Source organism: Streptococcus oralis, assembly GCF_001579525.1.
Taxonomy (GTDB): Bacteria; Bacillota; Bacilli; order Lactobacillales; family Streptococcaceae; genus Streptococcus; species Streptococcus oralis_M.
The window spans coordinates 36058-58109 of sequence record NZ_KQ970788.1 but is presented as its reverse complement, the minus strand read 5'-3'; the positions used below and the strand labels follow the sequence as shown (position 1 = coordinate 58109).

General features: G+C 42.1%; 18 protein-coding genes, 1 pseudogene and 1 other annotated feature. All 19 genes and pseudogenes read right to left on the bottom strand.

The annotated features are described in order from the left end of the window. Nucleotides 1-2: 2 nt before the first annotated feature. Nucleotides 3-1763, bottom strand: a complete 1761-nt coding sequence (gene dnaG, locus SORDD25_RS00300; protein WP_061852202.1) for a DNA primase — start codon at nt 1761-1763, stop codon at nt 3-5. A gap of 195 nt (nt 1764-1958) precedes the next feature. After that, the gene (locus tag SORDD25_RS00295; RefSeq protein ID WP_061852201.1) at nt 1959-2717 is read right to left on the bottom strand and encodes an ABC transporter ATP-binding protein; all 759 of its coding nucleotides are present in this window, start codon (nt 2715-2717) and stop codon (nt 1959-1961) included. Next, on the bottom strand, nt 2714-3580 hold the full coding sequence (locus SORDD25_RS00290; protein ID WP_061852200.1) for an ABC transporter permease: 867 nt from the start codon (nt 3578-3580) through the stop codon (nt 2714-2716). Before SORDD25_RS00290 ends, SORDD25_RS00295 begins: the two co-directional genes overlap by 4 nt. Before the next feature lie 65 nt (nt 3581-3645). Next, the gene (trpX, locus tag SORDD25_RS00285) at nt 3646-4641 is read right to left on the bottom strand and encodes a tryptophan ABC transporter substrate-binding protein (RefSeq protein ID WP_061852199.1); all 996 of its coding nucleotides are present in this window, start codon (nt 4639-4641) and stop codon (nt 3646-3648) included. Nucleotides 4642-4759: 118 nt separating this feature from the next. Further along, nucleotides 4760-4975: a binding site (T-box leader), on the bottom strand. A gap of 95 nt (nt 4976-5070) precedes the next feature. Further along, on the bottom strand, nt 5071-7767 hold the full coding sequence (gene ppc / locus SORDD25_RS00280) for a phosphoenolpyruvate carboxylase (RefSeq protein ID WP_061852198.1): 2697 nt from the start codon (nt 7765-7767) through the stop codon (nt 5071-5073). 23 nt (nt 7768-7790) lie between these two features. Then, nucleotides 7791-9014: a cell division peptidoglycan polymerase FtsW gene (gene ftsW, locus SORDD25_RS00275; RefSeq protein WP_061852197.1), complete on the bottom strand. Its 1224-nt coding sequence runs from the start codon at nt 9012-9014 to the stop codon at nt 7791-7793. 187 nt (nt 9015-9201) lie between these two features. Beyond that, nucleotides 9202-10143, bottom strand: a complete 942-nt coding sequence (gene prsA, locus SORDD25_RS00270; protein ID WP_000728082.1) for a peptidylprolyl isomerase PrsA — start codon at nt 10141-10143, stop codon at nt 9202-9204. 67 nt (nt 10144-10210) lie between these two features. Then, entirely contained in the window at nt 10211-10924 is a 714-nt protein-coding gene (locus SORDD25_RS00265; protein WP_081103618.1) for an O-methyltransferase, read from the bottom strand. A 1-nt stretch (nt 10925) separates the two neighbouring features. After that, on the bottom strand, nt 10926-12728 hold the full coding sequence (gene pepF / locus SORDD25_RS00260) for an oligoendopeptidase F (RefSeq protein WP_061852196.1): 1803 nt from the start codon (nt 12726-12728) through the stop codon (nt 10926-10928). Between the two features lie 18 nt (nt 12729-12746). Beyond that, complete coding sequence (locus SORDD25_RS00255) at nt 12747-13703, bottom strand: competence protein CoiA (protein ID WP_061852195.1); 957 nt, start codon at nt 13701-13703, stop codon at nt 12747-12749. Between the two features lie 76 nt (nt 13704-13779). Next, a complete protein-coding gene (locus SORDD25_RS00250; RefSeq protein ID WP_061852194.1) occupies nt 13780-14928 on the bottom strand; it encodes a PDDEXK family nuclease in 1149 nt (382 codons plus the stop codon). Between the two features lie 177 nt (nt 14929-15105). Then, nucleotides 15106-15966: an SAM-dependent methyltransferase TehB gene (gene tehB / locus SORDD25_RS00245; RefSeq protein ID WP_000413061.1), complete on the bottom strand. Its 861-nt coding sequence runs from the start codon at nt 15964-15966 to the stop codon at nt 15106-15108. Between the two features lie 14 nt (nt 15967-15980). Beyond that, the gene (gene smpB, locus SORDD25_RS00240) at nt 15981-16448 is read right to left on the bottom strand and encodes an SsrA-binding protein SmpB (RefSeq protein WP_001051743.1); all 468 of its coding nucleotides are present in this window, start codon (nt 16446-16448) and stop codon (nt 15981-15983) included. Further along, nucleotides 16411-18765, bottom strand: coding sequence for a ribonuclease R (gene rnr, locus SORDD25_RS00235; protein WP_061852193.1), 2355 nt, complete (start codon nt 18763-18765; stop codon nt 16411-16413). The genes smpB and rnr overlap by 38 nt, the downstream gene beginning before the upstream one ends. Before the next feature lie 203 nt (nt 18766-18968). Continuing rightward, nucleotides 18969-19202, bottom strand: a complete 234-nt coding sequence (secG, locus tag SORDD25_RS00230) for a preprotein translocase subunit SecG (protein WP_000282517.1) — start codon at nt 19200-19202, stop codon at nt 18969-18971. Nucleotides 19203-19241: 39 nt separating this feature from the next. Next, nucleotides 19242-19391 carry a 50S ribosomal protein L33 gene (rpmG, locus tag SORDD25_RS00225; RefSeq protein WP_007519517.1) on the bottom strand — a complete coding sequence of 50 codons (150 nt, stop codon included), beginning with the start codon at nt 19389-19391 and terminating at the stop codon, nt 19242-19244. After that, nucleotides 19391-20591, bottom strand: a pseudogene (gene pmrA / locus SORDD25_RS00220) (multidrug efflux MFS transporter PmrA). Before pmrA ends, rpmG begins: the two are co-directional and overlap by 1 nt. Beyond that, nucleotides 20578-21183: a dephospho-CoA kinase gene (gene coaE, locus SORDD25_RS00215; protein WP_061852192.1), complete on the bottom strand. Its 606-nt coding sequence runs from the start codon at nt 21181-21183 to the stop codon at nt 20578-20580. The pseudogene pmrA and the gene coaE overlap by 14 nt, the downstream one beginning before the upstream one ends. Then, on the bottom strand, nt 21183-22007 hold the full coding sequence (mutM, locus tag SORDD25_RS00210; protein ID WP_061852191.1) for a DNA-formamidopyrimidine glycosylase: 825 nt from the start codon (nt 22005-22007) through the stop codon (nt 21183-21185). Before mutM ends, coaE begins: the two co-directional genes overlap by 1 nt. Between the last annotated feature and the right edge of the window lie 45 nt (nt 22008-22052).

Sequence of the window (22052 nt, the reverse complement as noted above, 5' to 3'; positions counted from 1 at the left end):
TATTACTCCATTCTTCTCTTTTGGGAAATCAATCGTTGCAATTCTTCCAAGGCTGTGTCTGTATCTCCTACATGACTAGCTTCCTGCACTTTATTTTTAATTCTTAAGTTGTCCTTGCTGAGGAGGGCACGGTTTCGAGTCGCTTCGACTTCCGCTAGCTCTTGAGGCGACATCTCAACTGGCAAATCCAAGCTAAGCACGTGGTACCAAGCATTTTCAACCTCAGGCGTCTGATGAGAAAGCTCCTCTGAGCCGATTTCTCCCTGCTCACTTAATAATTCGTAAAGAATTTGAAATTCTGGGGTATCAAAGAAAAAATCTTCTCTTAATCGGTAGTCATTTAACACAACTGGGTTCTCAGCCATCCTATAGAGGAGATGCGCCTCTGCTCTCATGACTGCTGTCAGTTGCCGCGTTACAGGTAAACTAATCGCTGCTGGAGGTTGCTCCTCTTTGACTCTTTCCTGCCTTTGAACAATGCGACTTTCATTTACAATCTGTTCCACCTGCTGGTAATCAAAAGAAGGTAGATTATCCGCCAGAATGTGGATATAAGAATTCTGGGCAGTGATAGACTTTTCTTTGGCGATTAGGGGTGCAATCTTTTCAATGAATTCAATTTGCGCCTGTAAGTTATCACTATTTTCAGGCTTTAGCTGGTGAATATAGAACTCTATAGGACTGATACGAGTCTTGGTTAAAAGGTAAGCCAGGTCTTCAGCAGAATTCTTTTGCAAATACTCATCTGGGTCCATGGCATCAGGTACTCGAACAACCTCCACTGAGAAGTCTTTTAATTCCTCTAGAGCCTTGGCTGTTGCTGCCAGCCCTGCCTTGTCACCATCATAGCTGAGAACAATTTTTTTGGTAAAGCGTTTGAGGTGGTCAACATGCTCCTTGCTCAGGGCTGTCCCCATGGAAGCCACAGCATTTTCTATACCAGCACGGTAGGCCGCGATCACATCCATGAAGCCTTCCATCAGATAGAGCTCTGTAATCTTACCTGTTCCCTTTTTTGCCTTGTCCAAATGATACAATTCATAACTCTTGTTAAAAATTGCAGTCGAGCGACTATTTTTATATTTGGCAGTCTGACTATCAGTTTCTTGCCAAATACGACCTGAAAAGGCAATAACCTGCCCCTTGTCATTGGTCAATGGAAAGATGATCCGTCCGAAAAAGGTATCATAGAATTGATTACTATCTGACAGGTAAAACAATCCCGAATCCAATAAATCCTTTTCCTCAAACTTGTCAGCTAAACGTTGGTAGAGATAGGTTCTCTCTGCTGGAGCTAGTCCAATCTGGAAGTGCTTCAGAACATCATCTGTCAATCCGCGTTTGTAGAGATAAGCCCTTGCTTCTTCTCCCATTTTGGTCGTCATGAGGATGGCATGGTAAAAACGGGCAGCTTCTTCATGCATATCATATAGTGCTTGATGAGGGGAAGCTTGTTGGGGACGAGACTGAACAGGCATAGCTAGTTGAATACCGACGCGCTCTCCTAAGAGCTGAACGGCTTCCATGAAAGACACGCCTTGGTATTCTTCGATAAACTTAAAGACATCTCCTGAACGCCCACATCCAAAACAGTGATAAAACTGCTTGTCTTCCACAACGTTGAAAGAGGGGGTCTTTTCACCATGAAAAGGACAGAGCCCTAAATAGTTCCGTCCAGCCTTCTGTAAAGAAATCACATCACCTATGACTTCCACAATGTTGGCATTGTTTTTGATTTCTTCAATGACTTGCTTGTCAACCATACACAATACCTCCATCTTATCATAGTTTCACGTAAACTAGTATAGCTTATTTCTGAAAAAAAGTAAACCATTTCATACGCTTTCCGTAATTCTCTTTGCCTTATTTTTCTAGATAGAAAGAGGAGATAAAAAACTCAGAAACACTTCCATGCTTCTAAGTTTTTCTTCACTATTTTTGATGATAATTTAACTCATCTATTCAAATAATTGATAGTAGTCTGAAATCTTCATTTTTGCTTTTTCTTCTTTGTTCAAATCTTGGATGATACGACCTTCTTTCATGACAATCAGACGATTTCCATACTTCAGTGCATCCTCCATATGGTGGGTAATCATCAAGGCTGTTAGATGATCCTTGCTGACAAAGTCATCTGTTAACTCCATCAAAGCAACACTGGTCTTTGGGTCGAGAGCTGCTGTGTGTTCATCCAACAAGAGCAACTCTGGTCGCTTTAAGGTTGCCATCAAAAGACTCAAGGCCTGACGTTGACCACCTGATAGAAATTCAATCGGAGTGTCCAGATGTTTTTCAAGGCCATTTCCAACCTTTTCAATGGTAGCCTGAAACTCTTCTCTATGACTTGATAGTCTTCTAAGCAGGAGCCCTCTCTTCTCACCACGAAACTTGGCAATCAAAAGGTTTTCTGCAACGGTCATACGAGGAGCCGTACCCATTTTAGGATCCTGAAAGACACGAGACAAGTACTTAGCTCGCTTTTCTGGTGAAAAATGCGTCACATCCTCGCCCATGATACGGATACTTCCACTTGTTAAAGGTAGGGTACCTGCAATAGTGTTAAAAAGCGTTGACTTTCCTGCTCCGTTTCCACCTAGTATTGTAATGAAATCATGTTCAAAAATCTCAAGAGAAACATCATTTAGAATGATTTTTTCCTCGTCAAAGCCATTCGTGATGACTTTGGTAGCATTTTTTAATTCTACAATTGCTGTCATTTGCTAAACTTGACTCCTTTCAGGTATTTGCTTTTGAAGGTTGGAATCATAAGGCAAACTGCCAAAATCAAGGCGCTGTACAAACGAAGATAACTTGTATTAAATCCAAGAGCAATCACTCCCCATACGAGGAACTGATAAGCGATAGAACCTACAACGATAGTCATAAGTCGCTCTGCCAAGGTCAAACTCTTGAACAATACCTCACCAATAATCAAGCTAGCAAGCCCTACGACAATCACTCCAATTCCTCGAGAAACATCTGCATATCCTTCTTGTTGAGCAATTAAGGCCCCTGCAAGCGCGATAATCCCATTTGAAAGAACCAAGCCCATGAGTTCCATTCGTCCCGTATTGATACCAAAGCTACGAGCCATATCGGGATTGTCACCTGTAGCGATGTAGGCCTGACCTAGTTTAGTATCAAGGAAAAAGAGCATAAGTCCAATAACAAGAGCTACAAAGATTAATCCAGTCAGGAGTTGGTTAAGATCTGAATCAAAAGGTAAAACATCCTGAATTTGCTTGGTTCCAAGAAGCCCCAGATTGGCACGTCCCATAATCATGAGCATGATAGAATGGCAGGAAGTCATGACCAGAATCCCTGATAAGAGAGTTGGTATTTTACCTTTGGTATATAAGAGACCAGTCGCCATTCCAGCTAGGCAGCCTGCTCCAACTGCAGTCAAGGTCGCTAAAAATGGATTAAGCCCTTGTGTTATCAAGGTTACAGCTACTGCTCCCCCTAGAGGAAAAGAGCCCTCAGTTGTCATATCCGGGAAATTCAAAATTCGAAAGGTCATAAAGATTCCCAAACCTAAAATCGCCCAGACCATCCCCTGAGAAATAATGGATACTATCATAATCTTTCACTCATTTCTTTCTTTAGTAAAAATGGAAGGAGATGTCCCCAACTCCTCCTTTATCTTTATTCAATCACTTGTCCTGCTTCTTTTAGAACGGATTCAGGAATAGTAATACCAAGTTCCTGCGCTAGTTTTTTATTAATCACTGACTTACCAGTTGAAAAGACATTAACTGGCGTATCAGCTGGTTTTTCACCTTTCAAAACTTTGGCAATCATTTTACCAGTAGCCACTCCAAGATCGTGTTGGTCAACTACTACAGATGCTAATCCACCTGCTTCTACCATGGCAGTAGCACTTGGATAGATTGGCTTTTTAGCTGTTTGGTTGCTTGAAACAACTGTTGAGAATGCTGATGCGATGGTGTTGTCAATTGGAACCCAAATCGCATCGACCTTGCTTGTCATGACATTAACTGTTGAAGCAATTTCATTTGTTGATGGAACAGCAAATGTTTCGACTGTCAAACCTGCTTTTTCAGCATAAGCCTTGAATTCTTCTACCTGTGTTTTTGAGTTATCTTCGCTACTTGAGTAAAGAGCTCCGATTGTTTTCACATTTGGTGTGAGGGTTTTAATCAACTCTACTTGTTGTTCAGCTGGGTTGTGGTCTGACACCCCTGTGATGTTGCCACCTGGTTTTTTCAAATCTTTGACCAAGTTCGCACCGATTGGGTCTGTAATAGCAGCCATGATAACAGGTAGGTCTTTTGTAGCACTTGCAAGTCCTTGAGCCGCTGGTGTCGCAATCCCAACAACTACATCGTTTCCATTTGCTACCAATTGTTTACTCATGGTTGCAACCTTGCTCTGATCGCCTTCAGAGTTCATAAAGTCGATTTTTACTTGGTCGTCCTTATAGCCTTCTTCAGCTAGTCCATCTTGAATCCCTTGGTAAATCAAGTCCAAGGATGGGTGACTAACAAATTGAAGGACACCAACCTTAGCGACCTTTTGCTCTTCCTTAGCTACCGGCTTGTTCATAGATGAATAAATCAAGCTAGCCACTACTAATACTGCTAATCCAGCGATAATTCCAATCAAACGTTTATTTTTCATTTTTCTTTCTCCTTAATTCTTTTACCTTAACTTGTTAAATCACATCATCAAGCGATGCCATCGTTTAAATTCCAATATCTTTCCTCCCCATAGAAAAAGTCCTCACACAAAAAACTTGTGTGAGGACGTCAATGCGCGGTGCCACCTCAATTATAGGGAATATCCCTATCGCTCTTTCTCGCAATAACGAGTTGCACTGTAAGGTGTGCTCACCGAATTTTTATGATTTCAAATTCTTAAGTACATTCAGCCCAATTTCATCAATTTCATCTATCTGCTTTCACCAACCACAGACTCTCTAAAAAATGAGCATGATTACTTTCTGAATGTTTAAATTATATCATTTTTCAACTACTTGTCAAGCTTATTTTTAGAATTTTTTAAACAATTCAAAAACTTCCCCTTGAAAAAGAGGAAGTTTGTAGAATATCAGCCTGAATTACGCAAACCGGTTGCGATTCCGTTAATAGTTGTATGGATCAGTTTTTCTTCGTCAGCTGACAATTCGCCGCGACGTTGACGTTTGATCAACTCCAACTGGATGTAGTTCAGGATATTAAAGTAAGGCATACGATAGTTTAAACTGTCTTTTAGGTAAGAGTTTTCTGCCAAGAGTTCGTCATATCCTTCGATAGCTAAAATAACATCCTTAGTCAATTGCCATTCATCTAAAATAGTGTAGTAGATAGCTTGTACTTCTTCGTCTTCACAGAGCTTGGCATATTCAAAAGCAATGTTCATGTTAGACTTAGATAAGACCATGTCCACATTGGAAAGAAGAGATTGGAAGAAAGGCCAGTTTTGGTACATATCACGAAGAAACTCGATATTCTTCGGATCTTGATCAATAAACTCTTTAAAGCTTGATCCCACTCCGTACCATCCAGGGAACATGACACGGCTTTGTGACCATGAGAAGACCCAAGGAATGGCACGCAAACCGCCAATTTCAGTGATAGTTTTACGAGCTGCTGGACGCGAACCAATATTGAAGCTTGAAATAGCCTTGATTGGACTCGATTCAAAGAAATAGTCATAGAAATGTTCATTTCCAAAGACCAAATCACGATAGATATCATAACTACGGTCCACTACTTGGTCCATGATGGCTTCGTAACGATTTGACGTATTGGTATCACTCTTCTTCTTGGTAATCATACGGTTAATGGCTGCAGAAACCAACATTTCAAGGTTATAGTAGGCTGCATCTTTGTTACCGTATTTATTCCCAATGACTTCTCCCTGCTCAGTCAGACGGATACGGTCCTTGATAGACTTGAGTGGTTGAGATGTGATGGCTTCATAAGTTGGTCCACCACCACGACCCACAGTACCACCACGACCGTGGAAGAAAGTGACTTTAACGTCAAATTCATCCCCGATAGCCGTCAGTTGTTGTTGCGCTTTATAAAGGGTCCAACACGATGACAGGTAACCACCGTCTTTGTTACTATCAGAGTAGCCAAGCATGATTTCTTGGTAGTTGTCTTTTGAAGCAATCCATTTTTTAGCCAAAGGTAGAGAGAAATATCTTCTCATAGTCTCTTCTGAGTGATCCAAGTCTTCGATTGTTTCAAAGAGGGGAACAATCTGAACGCGGGCTTTTTGAGCATCTACCAAGCCGACTTCCTTAAGCATAATGGCTAGTTCGAGCATATCAGATACACTTGTTGCGTGAGAAATGATGGTTTGACGAATAACATTTTCACCCAGTTTATCCTTCAACTTGCGCGCAGCTTTAAAGATAGAGAGTTCTTTTTCAAGCAGTTCTGACTTTTCGGCATGAGTCGCTGAGAGGATACGAGGATCTTCTTCCAACTCTTTTAAGAGGAGCGTACATTTTTCGTCTTCTGACAGATCGCTATAGTGGTCGTTAATGCCAGCAGATGCTAGCAATTCAGCCACACAGGCTTCATGAATACTAGAGTCTTGGCGCATATCGATAGAAGCAAGGTAGAAACCAAAGATTTCGACAGCTTGCATCAATTCGACAAATTCTCCTGAAATTAGGTATTCTCCCTTATTCTCAAGGAGAGAATCGCGAATGGCCAACAAATCTTGATAGAATTCATCTGCAGTGGCATATCTTGGCTGAAGATCCTTGTTTTCAATGAGATAAGCCTTGGTAGCCTGCATCTTAGCTTGGATGTCAAAAAGAGCACGACGATAGAGTTCTTTTTCACGGTAAATCGAGTTATCTTGAGACTTCAGCGCCATCTCACGGACCTTGTCGCTGACATTCACGATGCTTGTTGACAGTGAAAATTCACGATAAAGATTATAAATTTTTTCATCATAATAGTTCATGATGACTTCGCACTGAGTCAAGGCTGATTTGTTGAGAGTTTCCGCAGTTACGAAAGGATTTCCATCACGGTCTCCTCCAATCCACATCCCCATAGTAATTGGTTTTGGATGTTGGAGCTCGATACCTTGTTCCTTAGCTAGTTTCTTATATTCAGCTGTCAAACGTGGCACAGCATTCAGGAAAGAACTTTGGTAATACTCCATCACGTTGGTGATTTCGTTGGTTACTTTCAATTTCTTCTCACGAATCATGTCCGTTTGCATGATAATTTCAATGTAACGACGGAGATCTGTGTGCCACTTTTCTTTATTAATCAAACCGAGTTTGACATCACGGTACTTGCGCAAAAGCGTATGGATATGGTTGGTTAAATCCAGCATACTCTTGCGTTGTACTTGCGTTGGATGGGCGGTCAAGACAGGAACGACATTTAACTTTTCTAAAATTTCGGCTGCATTTTCTTTTTCAGCTACCATTTTAATCGTTGTAGATAGTTTCCCTAGATAGTCTTGGTCCACATTATTTTGGTGATTGATTTCATAGGCCAAATCCACATCCTCAGAGATATTAATCAAAAGTGGAAGGATAGAGAAATAGCGTGAAATGTAAATCATTTCTTCATTCGAAAGACTGGTCACTAGGTCATTGAGTCCTTGATAATTCTCGCTAGTTGATAATTCCTTCAACTGGATAATCTTTTCAAAGGTTTCTGGCGCTAGCATATTTTTTGTGATATCTTCTAATAGCTCAGTCAGAATCAAGACTTCTTCTTGGACGACTGCTTTATTACTATAGTTTTCTAATTTTTGAAGAGACATATACTTTCCTTTCCATTCAATCCTTACAGATTTTCATCGGTTTGATTCTCGTATTCTCTGATAAGTTTGGCACGTTTTTCACTTGCATCAATGTTCAGTACAAGCGCGATGGCTACGGATAATACCAGAAGACTGTTCCCACCTTGTGAAAGGAAGGGGAAGGTTACCCCTGTAGAAGGAATCAACCCTGAAATCCCACCGATATTGACAAAGACCTGAACAAGGATCATCCCTCCGACACCAATAGCAACCATAGAGTTAAAAGGATCCTTTGCTCGAATACCAACCAAGATGATTCGCAAAATCAAGAAGAAGAGTAGAGCCAAAATCATACTGGCTCCTACGAATCCAAACTCCTCGATAACAATCGAAAAGACGAAATCCGTATGGGCTTCTGGCAGATAACCACGCTTCTCGATAGAATTCCCTAGTCCCAGTCCGAACCAGCCACCATTAACCATGGCATAGTAGGAATTTGCGAGCTGGTGTCCTGCACCCGCCAAGTCATTAAAAGGATTAAAGAAGGCACTAAAACGTTTAGCAACGTAACCAAATACAGGAATTTTAGAGAACTTTTCAACCCCAACAAAGCGAATGACAGACAAGACTAACATTGAGCTCCCTGCCAAGAGAGCCAGAATGGTTGAGAACCAACGATAGGCGATTCCACTTACGGTATACATGATGAGCGCCACCAAGACCAAGATGGTCGCATTTCCCAAGTCTGGAAAAATTCCCAAGCTACCAATCAGAACTAGCAGAACAAAACGCCAGTCGTTAAAAGCTCGAGGTAGCCACTGATTCTGTGTCAAAACCTGGAAGTCATAAACCGCAATCTCATCTTGTTGTTTTGAAAATCGATGTGCCAGGTACCAGATAATGATAATCTTAAGGTACTCAGCAGGCTGAATCGTTACAGGTCCTACAGAGATCCATCCGTATGCTCCATTGACAGGTGTTCCGACCAGTCGCGCCAGAGCTAAAAGAACCATCTCCACAATCATTACGATAAAGATGAGACGTCCGTTTCTTAGGAAACCTAATTTTAATTTATAGATTAAGGCAATCAGAATCAAACTAGCTATCCAGAAGATCCCCTGGTTACGCACCAATTGAAAGGCGCTTTTCCCTTCTTCGATCAAGGTTGCACTCGTTGTCGAGTACACCACAATCAGCCCCAAAATCGATAAAAGGAAGTAAGGAATCAAAATGGAATAGTTTAGTAGGTGCCTTTTGCTAATTTTCATATTTCACCACTCTAATAGGAACAGACGCTTCTGTTCCCAATTCCGTTTTATTTTCTAGTTTTGATTGCTATTATACCACTTTTTCAGAAAGAAAAAAACTCTTATCCTTTAATCCTTCGAATTTTACTCATTTTATAGTATTAGGTATAAAAAACAAATCTCAAAAGAGATTTGTTTTTTTGCCTTCTTAGTTAGATGAAGAACTGCTACTTGAGCTTGAGTCACCACCACCGATGTATTGGGTGAAGATGTTTTGGAATGATTGGTCTTTAACCTTGATGTTTGCTGCTTGCAATTCTTTACCAATTACTCCTTGAACAAAGGCTGAATCATTTTGTTTCTGAGTCAAGATGATGGTCTTCAATTTTTCTTTGTAATCCTCTATATTAGAAGATTTTTCTGTTTTCTTCGTTACTTTGATGATGTAGAACTGACTGCTGTAGGCTTGTGTTCCAGTAGCTGTAATCACATCAGAAACCCCGTTCACATCCAAGGCAAAGGCTGCTTTCTTGACTTGTTCTGGAAGTTCTGTTGAAGCAGAATCAAAAGTGATTTCTCCACCATTTTCTTTTGTTTTGTCGTCGTTAGAGTTGTCTTTTGCCAACTGAGCAAAATCTGCACCTTCTGCTTTAGCTTTCTCAAGTACTTCTTTTGCCTTGTCTTCATTATCCAAACGGATGATTTGAGCTGTTACATCTGGTGTGTAAGACTCAAAAGCTTTTTGGTAGGCTTCGTCTGTCAACTCACTCTCAGCAGCCTTCTTAACTGCCAATTCAACCAATTTGCTAGTACGGATTTGAGCTTTACGAGTCTCAGGTGTCATACCTGCACGTTGAAGCACGCTGTTGTAGCTATCGCCGTATTTCTTTTGTTCTTCAGCAACGGCGTCATCCACATCTTTATCCGTTACCTCTGATCCATATTGTTGTTCAAATACTTTTTGGATGGTCATATTGAGCAAGACTTGTTGTGCAGTTGGATTGTTCTTTACTTCTTCAAAGAATTGATGTTCTGTAATCACATCGCCCTTCATGCTGATCAAATCTTTTCCTTCAGAACTGTTTGAACAAGCTGCAAGTGTTGCTACTGATAAAAGTGTGATGGCTCCTGCCATAAGTTTTTTCTTCATTTTTACTCCTTTTACGGTAAGTGTTACCTTATCTATTTTACTATAATTTCTTAAATTTTTCTGAAAATCATTCGCTCTCAGGAAGCTCTACTTCTGCTAGATTCTTTCGTAGCATGAGAATGCCGTCTCCAAGTGGAACTAAAGTTGCTGTTAGACCTGGATTGTCAAAAGTGGCGTCGAAAAGTCTTTGCAAACCTCGGTAAATGGTTCGTTGACCTCGTCGGACTTCCATGATATCCTTGGCAACATCTCCCCCTTGGAAAATATCATCCAAGACCACCACTCCACCGACTTCCAAATGTTTAAGGATTTCAGGCAGAAAGACGATATACTTGGACTTGGCCGAATCCATAAAGACAAAGTCATAAATTTCTGTCAGAGTAGATAAAACATCGACTGCATCTCCCTCTAAGAGGGTGATTTGCTTACGACTGTCAAAATGGGCAAAGTTTTCCTTGGCAAAACCAATCATCTCAGGATTACGGTCAATCGTTGTAATCTTGGCATTTGGCGCATGTTCCGCCATTAAAAGAGCTGAGAAACCAATAGCCGTCCCAATTTCCAAAATGTTCTTGGGCTGTATGGTCTCCATGAGAAACCGAAAATACGCGACCGTTTCATGAGGAATGATGGGGATGTTTTCCTTGCGAGCGAAGGTCTCCAATTCTTTCAAGGAACCTGTCACCTGCTTTTGACGCTGGCGCATGAGTTCTACGATTTCTTCCTTGACGACTGGACGACGCATATTGTGATTGGCATTTTTACTATAAGACTCTACCATCTTAAGCTAGTCCCAATTTTTCAACAAGGGCTTCAAACTCGTTCAAGCGACGTTCAAAGACTGCAAAGGCATCGTTGAGATAGTCTTCTTTTTCCATATCTACTCCCGCTTTTCTCATGACATTAAGTGGATAGTCAGACTTACCTGCCTTGAGGTAGTCGATATAGCGGTCACGATCTTCTTGACTTCCATGGACAATCTTCTCAGCCAAGGCTGAAGCAGCTGCAAAACCAGTTGAATACTGATAAACATAGTAGTTATAGTAGAAATGTGGAATGCGTGCCCACTCGTATTGGATCTGAGGATTGTCTCCCTTGCTGAGTCCATAGTACTCTTGGTTCAGGTCAGCGTAAAGTTTATTGAGGAAATCACTTGTCAAGACTTCTCCATTTTGATCTGCTTGGTGGATAGCATGTTCAAACTCAGCGAATTGAGTTTGACGGAAGACTGTTCCACGGAAACCATCTAGGAAGTTATTGAGGATAGCAAAGCGTGTTGCGTCGTCTTCTACTTCTTCCAATAATTTCTCCGTCAAGATATTTTCATTAGTAGTTGAGGCAATCTCTGCCAAGAAGATAGAGTAATCTCCATAAACATAAGGCTGAGTTTCACGAGTATAGCTAGAATGCATACTGTGACCTGTTTCATGAACAAGAGTAAAGAGATTGTCTAGGTTATCTTGCCAGTTGAGAAGCATAAAGGCATTGGTATCATAAGAACCACCAGAGTAGGCACCAGAGCGCTTGCCTTGGTTTTCATAGACATCAATCCAACGCTCACTGAAGGCGCGTTTAACACGGCTCAAGTAGTCGTCTCCCAAAACTGCCAATGCTTCTTCTGCTTTTTTCAAGGCTTCTTCGTAGGTAAAGCTGTATTCTACTGAAGATAGTGGTGTGTAGACATCGTACATCTTGAGATCTGAAATCCCCAAGATTTTAGAACGCAGGTTAAGGTATCGATGCAAGAGTGGCAAATGCTTGCGAACTGCTGCTACTAAATTGTCATAGACACTTTCTGGAACAAAGTTTGCTGCGAGGGCTGCATGGCGAGCACTCTTATAGTTGCGAACTTTTGCGCGGTAGTTTTGCACTTTAACATTTGTCTGCAAGGTCTTAGCGTAAGTATGTTGGAATTGCTCGTAAGTCGCATAAAGGGCTTCATAGGCACCACGACGCACTTCACGGTTTTTAGACTCCATCAAACGGATATAAGTACCGTGTGAGAGTTGCACTTCCTTGCCTTCGTCATCAAGCACGTATGGAAAGCTAATATCCGCATTGTCCAAAATAGCGAAGGTTTCACTAGCAGCGCCAAAGATTTCTCCTGCTCCAGCAAGCAATTCTTCCTCACGTTGCGAAAGAACATGGTCTTTCTTTTGCAAAAGCTTGTCAAAAAAGTGCTTGTAAACTTGGAGTTTTGGTTGAGCTTCTAGGAAGGCCGCATACTGCTCTTCGCTAATCTCCATAAACTCAGGTTCATAGAATGAAAAGGCTTGTTCTAACTGACTGTATAGGGTCATTGCCTTAGCATAGTACTCTTGATACTTGGCTTCGCGCGTGTCCTGGTCATTTTTCATATGCGCATAGACATAAAGCTTTTCAACTTGGCGTTCCAAGTCGAGTGAGAATTCTGTGATCTCAAGCAAACTGTCTGCGCTGTCCAAGAGATGTCCCTCATACTGGGACGCTGTTTGTACTTTTTCAGTTAAATCTTTCAAGGCTTCTTCCCAAGCCTGGTCTGTTGGGTAGATTGTCGAAAGATCCCATGTATCTTTTTCATTTATTTCATGTCGTTGTAATACCATAAGATTCCTCCATCCTTTCTATTTTACCACATTTTTTGAGAAATATAAGTGATAAAAGGCTGGTGGATAGAGCTTTTGGCGATTATTTTTCGGATTTTTTTGATAGTAAGCCTGAAAATTTCTATAATAGCTAGTCAAATCCGTTTCAATCTGCAAAAAATCACCTGATTCTATCGGCTTGACTTGAGGATACCAGTCGTCTAGTTGACGGTTTAATAGATTGTCTCCTTGCTGATAGGCTGCCTCCTGTTTTTTCATCCAGTAGGGCGTTTGATAGTACAACTGCTGGCGAATGTAGTGACAGATAGTTGGATCTTGAGAAACTGTAAAACTAGCTAGCTTTTGTTTTTGATAAGGAAAGCGTAGAATTTCCAAGAGATTTCCTTGGCCATAGGGAAATTCCTTGACCCGAAAATGAAGCTTGCCACGTAGGTCCTGATGTAAAAGATATTTCAGTCTCAAAACTTGCTTTTTGACATCTAGTTCCCAAGCATAGAAACCCATATTTTGACTAAAATAGAGGAATCCCCTTTGCAGTTGTGTAAGTCGCTCTTTTAACCAGAGTTTTTCTCCCAGTAGCCAGATAACCTGATAGCCCTGGCTGCGGTATCCTTGACTTCTATCGCCTAAAAGCTTTTGAGACAAGGGACTGCACTGGACCTCCAGAGCAAGTCTTTCATTTACCAGGACATCTGCTATCTGCTGAATCTCGGGCAGACTATATTCTAAGGCAACCTGATTGTTCTTCTTGGCCCAGTGATAAAGGGCCTCTTTGTTGCCTAAGTGTTCTGGACTTTCATTCTCAAAAATAGCGATGCAATCCCTTAAAGATTCATGAGCGAAATGCGTTCGAATGCTCTGTCCTTGGCGTAATCGTAGCACGCCCCCACAGACTGGACAAGTATAATCTTGCCTAGTCACGTCTTTTTCGAGGGCATTCACCAATTTTCCCTTGGCATCTCTGGCTACAAACATGGTCTACCTCCTTTTCTCATTTATTCGAAAAAGAACTAAAAAAGACTGGAATCCCAGCCTTTCATGATATTATTTCTTATCTTTTTTGTCTCTTAGAATATTTTTTTAGCATGGGAATGAGATTGGCGATCTGCTCACTTCTAATGACCAGCACCCCGTATTCCTGGCAGCGATTGGCATAAACAGGATTGATTTTTCCCGTACAGACAATTAACTTGAGGCAACTCTCCCCAGCAAAATGATTGGCATAGACTTCTAGCTCATTGATGGCTTCAACTGATAAATCTGTCATCTTGCAGGAGATAAAGGTAATCGAGCGCCCCTTTCTCAAAATAACATCAATCTCATTTTGAACATTATCCGCTTCTGGAAAGATACCATTCCAATCAATCTCACCGCCTATCATGCACTCATCAAACAGCTGAGATTCAAGCGCCAAGAGATAGAGATATACCTCTAAAATATACCCCTTGTTGCGGCAAAAGACTTGAGCTTCTTGACTTGGAAAGCTGTATGCTACTCGTTTCTTGTCTTCGCTTTCCATACAAAGCATCCCCGCTTCCACAAGTAAAGGAATAAGGGATTCTGGGTAGTGATAATACTTACCGTTGTTTTCCAGGATCTTTTCGGTCTCAGCATGAAGGTCATTGGTCTTAGCTAGAGAGAAAAATTGGGTCACTTGGTACCAGTGGGCAGGATTGGAAATGGCAGAACTGGCTAGTTTTTTGATGGCTGCAATTTGCTGAGCTGAGTGGATAGGGCGTTTGGATTTGAGCATTTTTCCACCACGCAAAGCTATCAGCTGTTGGATGCTTAGGGTTGGAATGTCCATGTCTTCTTTTTCTAACTGATCGGCTACCCACTTGTATTGTTTTCCTCGTTCGACATCCATGGCAACGATGGGGAGGTGGCGATCTAAGCCGTATTGATAGAGGGATAAGGCTAGTAGTGAATCCCCGCCAAAAACATCAAGAAGGACTTGGTCATACTCGGCCAAGCAATAATCTAACTGGTTTGCTAGTTGTTCTAAGGATAACTGACGAAAGGTCACTCGTTGAATATGAGGTACCTCTTCCATGATAAACTGATGGAGAGAGAGCTTCTCTTCATTGCTTATTTTCGTCAAAGATAGAAAAAGAATCTCGTCACAATCACTGATAAAGGCTTGGTAGACATTCTTTTCCAATACATGCCGATCATACAATTCCACCAAAAGACTCGTCATTTGACCACCTCCATCATAAAGACTTTCTTGCGCTGAGAGTATCAGCAATACAACTCTACTGCTCAGATTTCCTACTTCTAGTATAGCATAAAATCCTGCTCGCCCCAATCAACCAACGCAAACAAAAACGAATAGAAACTTTGCAAAGTGGTCTCTATTCGCTAGTATAGGTTTGATTTACTTGACTTTTTTGGCTAACATAGTCGCAAAGCGTAGTTGAATGCGATTACCATTTTCATCACGACGGTGCAGATGTCCTGGGTTTTCATTATACTTGACCAATTCCCAATCCTTGTAGTAGTCCGCCAACTCCCCTTCTTTAAAAGTGAATGGGAAATTAACCGAGCAAGGATAATCCTCTGTATCCATGGCACAGACGATAAGATTGTAACCACCGACCGTGGTGTGCTCCTGCATATTTTGGATAATAGCTGGAATGCGGTCCGCTTGTAGGAACATCAGAACAACTGTCGATACGATGAAATCATAGTCTTGGCTAATGCTGGCTGAATTGATATCATAAAGTCCGACAGGCATGTCTAGATCCTCTTGCTCTACGATGCTTTGCAAGATCTCAAGCGACAATTCATTTTGATCCACAGCTGTCACATCAAAACCATTCTGTGCAAGAAAGAGAGAGTTACGTCCTTGACCACAACCCAAATCCAAGGCTCTTCCTGGTTTCACCGTCTGCATAGCCTCTAGGACCTCTGAATGGACTGGATTGGTCTGGTATTTCTTAGGGAAATAATCCTCAGGTTTACAATAAAATTCCAAGTACCATTCTACATCGTCTGTTGCAGCCTCTACTCGGTGCCAGGCTTGCGGTTGCGCCATGGGATTGTCTGCTCCCGCCTCAAAGAGATGCTCAGCTAGAACCTCACCATCTTCTGTCAACTCAATAAACTTGAGTGCCCCCTTCAAGACAGTAATTTTTCCCCAAGTGCCGACTTTGGTATTGTGCTTTTGCTGAACTGCTTCAGGCATGGTCTGTTTATTCCACAAGGGCATCCGTTTATAGGCAATTAATTTTTCCATTTTACTTCCTCTTCTTAACGCTGGTTGACAGCTTTCATCACACGCGCGATGTCGCGGTTTTGTTCACGACGCTTGATTGACTCCCGTTTGTCATAGTCATGTTTCCCTTTAGCAAGTCCTAAAAGAAGCTTGGCATAGCCATCTTTGAGATAGACTTTGAGGGGAACAAGGGTCATTCCTGTCCCTTTGGTCTCTTGTTCCAATTTTTGAATTTGCTTCTTATGGAGCAGGAGTTTACGACGGCGTTCTGGTTCCTGGTTCCAGATATTACCCTCTTCGTAAGGAGCGATATGAACATTGCTCAGCCAGACTTCCCCATTTTTTACTTGGGCAAAGCCGTCCTTGAGATTGATTCGAGCAGCTCGAACGCTCTTAATTTCAGTTCCGGTCAGGACCATTCCTGCCTCTAGCGTATCTACGATTGTATAGTCGTGGTGCGCCTTTTTATTTTGTGCGACGACCTTTCCCTCGCCCTTTGCCATGCTTGGCTCCTTTCTTAGCTACTTCTTTGTAAAAAGGTTTCTTGCCCTTTTTCTTCTTGTCTTTTTGTGAATGCTTGTGCTTATCATTTGAGCGCCCTGATTTTCTCTTGTCTTCCTTCTTATCCGAACGACGACTTGAACCACGACCCCTGTCTTTGCGACCAGCTTGCTTCAAGCCTTTTTCAATGACATCAAACTCACTAGGTACGAAAGAGAAATCAATCTCTCCTGTCATCTTATCGGCTCTTTCAACTCGAATGCGAATTTGCTGTCCTACACGGAAGGTTATGCCTGATTTTTTCCCACGAAGAGTCAAATCCCGTTCATTAAAATGATAAAATTCAGGCAAATTGGTAATGTGAATCAGGCCTTCAACTGTATTTGGCAATTCGACAAAGAGACCGAACTTGACAATGCTGGATACAACCGCATCGTACTCTTCACCCACGTATTCTTCCATGTACTCAGCCTTTTTCATGGCTTCGACTTCACGCTCTGCCTCGATGGCACGACGCTCACGGTTAGAAGACTGGGTTGCAATCTCTGGAATCACTTGTTCAAAATGCTCGGCCATTTCCTTAGAACGACCGTAATCCCGAATCATTCGATGGACAAGGAGGTCTGGATAACGGCGAATAGGGCTGGTAAAGTGAGTGTAATAGTCTGCAGCAAGACCATAGTGACCGTGATTGTGCTCTGAATAGCGAGCTTGTTGCATGGATCGGAGAAGCATCATGGACAATACATCCGCATAGGGTTCCCCCTCAACAGCACGCATGATATCTTGAAGCGCCTCCTGGCTAATTTCACTGGCAGTTCCATAAATTCGCAAGCCAAAGCTCGAAGCATAATCAATAAACTTCTGAACTTTTTCAGCCTTGGGCTCCTCGTGAATCCGATAGATAAAAGGTAGGTCCAGCTTGCTAAAGTGCTCGGCAACCGTTTCATTAGCAATCAACATGAAGGACTCGATCATCCGCTCAGCAACACCACGCTGACGAAGAACGATATCAACAGGCTTACCTTTTTTATCCACCAGAATCTTTGCTTCGCTGGTATCAAAATTAAGGGCACCACGTTTCACACGCATGCTTTCTAGCCTTTCATGAAGCTTGGCCATAAGCTCGATACTAGGAACAATTTTCTTAAACTCTTGTCTTTTTTCCTCGTCACCTGCTAAGATATCATTGACAGCGCTATAGGTCATACGAAAACTAGTCTTGATAACAGTTTGGGTAATGGTGTAATTAACCACACGACCGTGTTTATCAATTTCCATAATGGCAGACTGGGTCAAGCGATCGACTTGAGGATTGAGGGAGCAGATACCATTTGACAGACGCTCTGGAAGCATTGGGACCACACGGTCTGTCACGTAGACAGAAGTCGCGCGGTTAAGGGCTTCCTTATCAAGTGCAGAACCCTCTGTCACATAGTAGGAAACATCCGCGATGTGAACACCGAGTTCGATATTGCCATTTTTTAAAGGCTTGATGTGAACTGCGTCGTCCAAGTCCTTGGCATCCGCACCGTCAATGGTAAAGGTGATTTCATCTCTCAGGTCCAGACGACCTTCCATATCCTTTTGAGACGGAGCTGCTGGTACACTTTCTGCTTCCTTGAGAACAGCTTCTGGAAATTCTGAAACAATATCCATGGATTCCAAGACTTCAAGAACGTCTATCCCAGCATCAGTCAAGTGCCCCACCACGTCTAGCACACTAGCGACAAAGAAATCATGTTTCTTACTTGGGTATTTGTCGATAAAGACTTTGAGAACTTCAGTACCTTCCAACTTGATAGCCGGTTTCTTCACATAAATCGGTTGGCTGATTTTCTGATTCTTTGAACGGATGTAGCCCGCATACTTGGGCTTTTCCTGATTCAGAACGATTTGGCCGACAACTGTTGTCAGGCTGTGCTCTAGGATATCGATAACTTTTGCTTCTGCAGCAGTTCCCTTGTTACGGTCAGCGACTTTCTTTATGACCACTTCAACGGTATCGCCATCAATAGCGTAGTTGACATCATTTTTTCCTACAAAAAGGTCGTCCTCTTCGCCTTCTAGACTGACAAAGCCAAAGCTGTTTTTATGGGCATGAAAAATCCCTTTGAGGGTAATTTCATGTTTCTTCTTTTGGTCCAGACATAAACTACCATCATCTTCAAAACGAATCTGGTGCTTTCTTTCCATCAGAGACAGGGTTTTAATCAACTCACGGAAATCCTTGGACCCATCCTTTCCGAGAGCCTGAGCCAGGTCATTTACCGTCACTCGCCCCTTCTCTTGCAAATATTCTTTAATTTTATCTTTCATGTTTTCTTTCTAGATTTTTTAATTTTCTTTTACTGTAAAACCTTCTCAAACATCATTTAATACTCAATAAAAATCAAAGAGCAAACTAGAAAGCTAGGCGCAGGCAGTACTGGAGTACGACAAGCCGACGCTGACGTGGTTTGAATTTGATTTTTGAAGAGTATAAAAATAAAAATAGGCAAAGACCTAGTCCTGCCCATTTCTTATCTACTTGATAATACTGTCAATGCTAAGGCAATGGCTAGCCAGAAAAAGACTAAAATACCTGTCAAACGTTGCATCACAGCTTCAAAACCACGCGCTTTACTACGTTCAAACAAATCACCTGAGCTGGCATCAAATACATTGCTGGATTGGTTCTTAGTTGGTTGCATGAAAATCGCAATCACAATCACAACAGATAATACTAATAAAATGGTTAATAATAGGTTATACATATCAAACTCCTTAAAATCCCTATTATTTTACCATAAATTCTACTTAGATTCAAGATGTAAAGTTACTTTTCTTTCCTTTGGACAATATTTTAACACCTCAATCTTGTCTGGATGGGTTTTGGAGTTCTTACTGGTTAGATAATTCATGCTGCCACAAGAGGAGCACTTGAGATTGATTTTTACTCGCACTAGATTTCCTTTACTTTTAATAATGATCTAAATTGCACTATGTTACATAAACAACTGAAAGCTACACAGGCTGCTGTCGCATAAAAGACAGCATGGTAGCCCAAATATCCTGCAACTGCGGATCCCGCCATAGGTCCAATCACTCCACCAAGGTAAAAAAAGACTTGATTGAAGGCGAAAATCCGTGAAATACCTGATTTTGGAGTCATTTTGCTAAGAAGGGCATTGACACCTGGTATGAGAGCGCCCGTTCCCAAACCAAAGAGAAAACGATACAAGCCAAGTTGAAGGGGGCTGGTTGCATGGGCACAAAGCAGGTAAATGATGACGGAATAAATCTGCGCTGCAACTAACAATCTATGATTCCCTACCTTATCGCCAAGTTTTCCTAGAATTCCAGCACTCATCATGCTAGAAAATCCCATGCTGGATACGATTAACCCAGATACAAATAGGAGATTTTCAGTCTGCCCTAAGTCCCGCACATAGAGAGCTAGAATGGGGCCAATTGATTGAGCTGAAAATTGAATGACGAAGCTCGTCAAAAATAGATTCACTAAAAGCCTAGGATACTTGAAAGCAGAAAATACTTCTTTCGTTGGGATAGCCTTCTCCTTAGCCACTGGCTGAAAATCTTCCTTGATAAAGAAAATGGTTAGGATTGCAGCTAAAAATAAGAAAGCACCTACCAATAAAAAGACATTGCGAATACCAAAAATTTCAGCAATAAAGCCTCCAACAAAGGGACCCGTCAGTGTTCCTGCAACAACACCTGTAGATAGAGTCCCCAGAGCCGCTCCAGACTTATCTTTCGGTACCTGACTAGCGATCAAGGCTGTCGCATTGGGGACAAAACCAGTAAATACACCATTGAGCAAGCGCAAAAAGAGTAGCCAATAGATATTTGGCACGAAGGCCAAACCTCCCATGGTAATGGTCATAGCAAGACCTGCTCGAATCATCATGGGTTTTCGACCGTGCTTGTCAGCAAGAATACCCCCAGATGGGAGAAACTAGAGCTGCTGAAACAGCCGAAACTGAGATGGCTAATCCAGCATAGAAAGCAACTTGGTCCCCTTCAATTCCCAACTGCTCCACAAAGATCGGCATGAAAGGAACGACCAAGGATATACTGGCCCCAGTTAGAAAACTACCAAACCAGGCGACACGAAGATTCTCTTTCCAACTAATCTCTTGCACAGCTATCGCCTCCTTCAAGTAACTTCACTACTTGACTCACAAGCTGATCACGACTGCCATTATTATCTAGTATATGACTCGCTAATTTTTTCTTTTCTTCTAAAGACCACTGGGCGGCCAAACGAGACTCTGCTACTTCCTTAGAAAGATGATCCCGTTTCATGAGACGTTCCACCTGAACATCTCGATCCACATAGACCAACCAAGTTTCATCAAACCAAGAAGCATAGTCTTGCTCAAAAAGCAGGGGAATATCCATGAAAAAAATCGCTTCTGTCTGGGCTAACTGGTCTCTCAGTGCAGCCAATTCCTCACGAATAATCTTTCCTTGGGTTTGCTTAGACCATTCCCGCTCCTCAGGATTTGAGAAGATGAGACTAGCCAGGAGAGGGCGATTGAGTTCTCCATTTTCTAAGATAATTTCCTGCCCAAAGTGCTGAGCTAAGAGCTGATAAAGACGACCTCCAGGTTTTTGTAGATTATGGACGACCGCGTCGGCATCCACCACTTGAAAACCTTTCAGTCTCAAAAAATTTGTCACAGTTGATTTACCAGAGGCAATTCCTCCTGTGATTCCAATGATTTTCCCCATCAGTCCCTCCTTTGACACTGAGGACAAAAATGAGTTCCTCGTCCACCGAGCTGGAATTTCTCAATCACTATCCCACAGCGCGAACATGCTTGTCCAGTCTTATCATAGACCTGATGGAAGTCCTGCATGGTTCCGTCTTGCCCAAAGGCATTGGTATAGGTTCGAATGGTTGAGCCCCCTTTTTCAACAGCCTGACCCAAAACAGCAATAGTCTGGTCATGTATAGCTGAGGTTTCGTCTACTGTCAAAGTTTGCGAAGGTCTTGCTGGATGAACCTGAGCTCTCCAGAGGACTTCATCCACATAGATATTGCCAAGTCCAGCTACCAAGGTCTGGTCTAGGAGATGGGATTTGATAGGCTTTTTAGACTTGGCTAGGGCAGATTGAAAGACCTGCAAATCAAAGTCCTGCTCTTTTGGCTCAGGCCCTAGTTTTCTAGAAACAAAGTAAGCTTCCAATAGGTCGGGTGTCAGCAGTTCCATGGTACCAAACTTGCGTACGTCCTCATAAACAAGCGTTCCTCCATCTTCGAACTTAATGAAAACATGGGCATGCTTGCGTTCAGGAACCTGGTCTGGATAGTAAAAATACTTGCCCTCCATCCGCAGATGGGAAATCAAGACCTTGTCTGTCAGGTAAAAAAGTAGATATTTGCCACGGCGTCCTATTGACTCAATTACTTGACCAGGCACTTCCTTTCGAAACTCTTCCAAATCTGTCTTAATCATCTTGGGATAACGAATCTCTAGGCTAGAGATCTTCTTTCCCAAGATCAATTTTTCTAAGCCACGACGAACCGTTTCAACCTCAGGTAATTCAGGCATAAATCCTCCTTCTGTAAAAACAAGAAGCAGGCATGAGCCCACCTC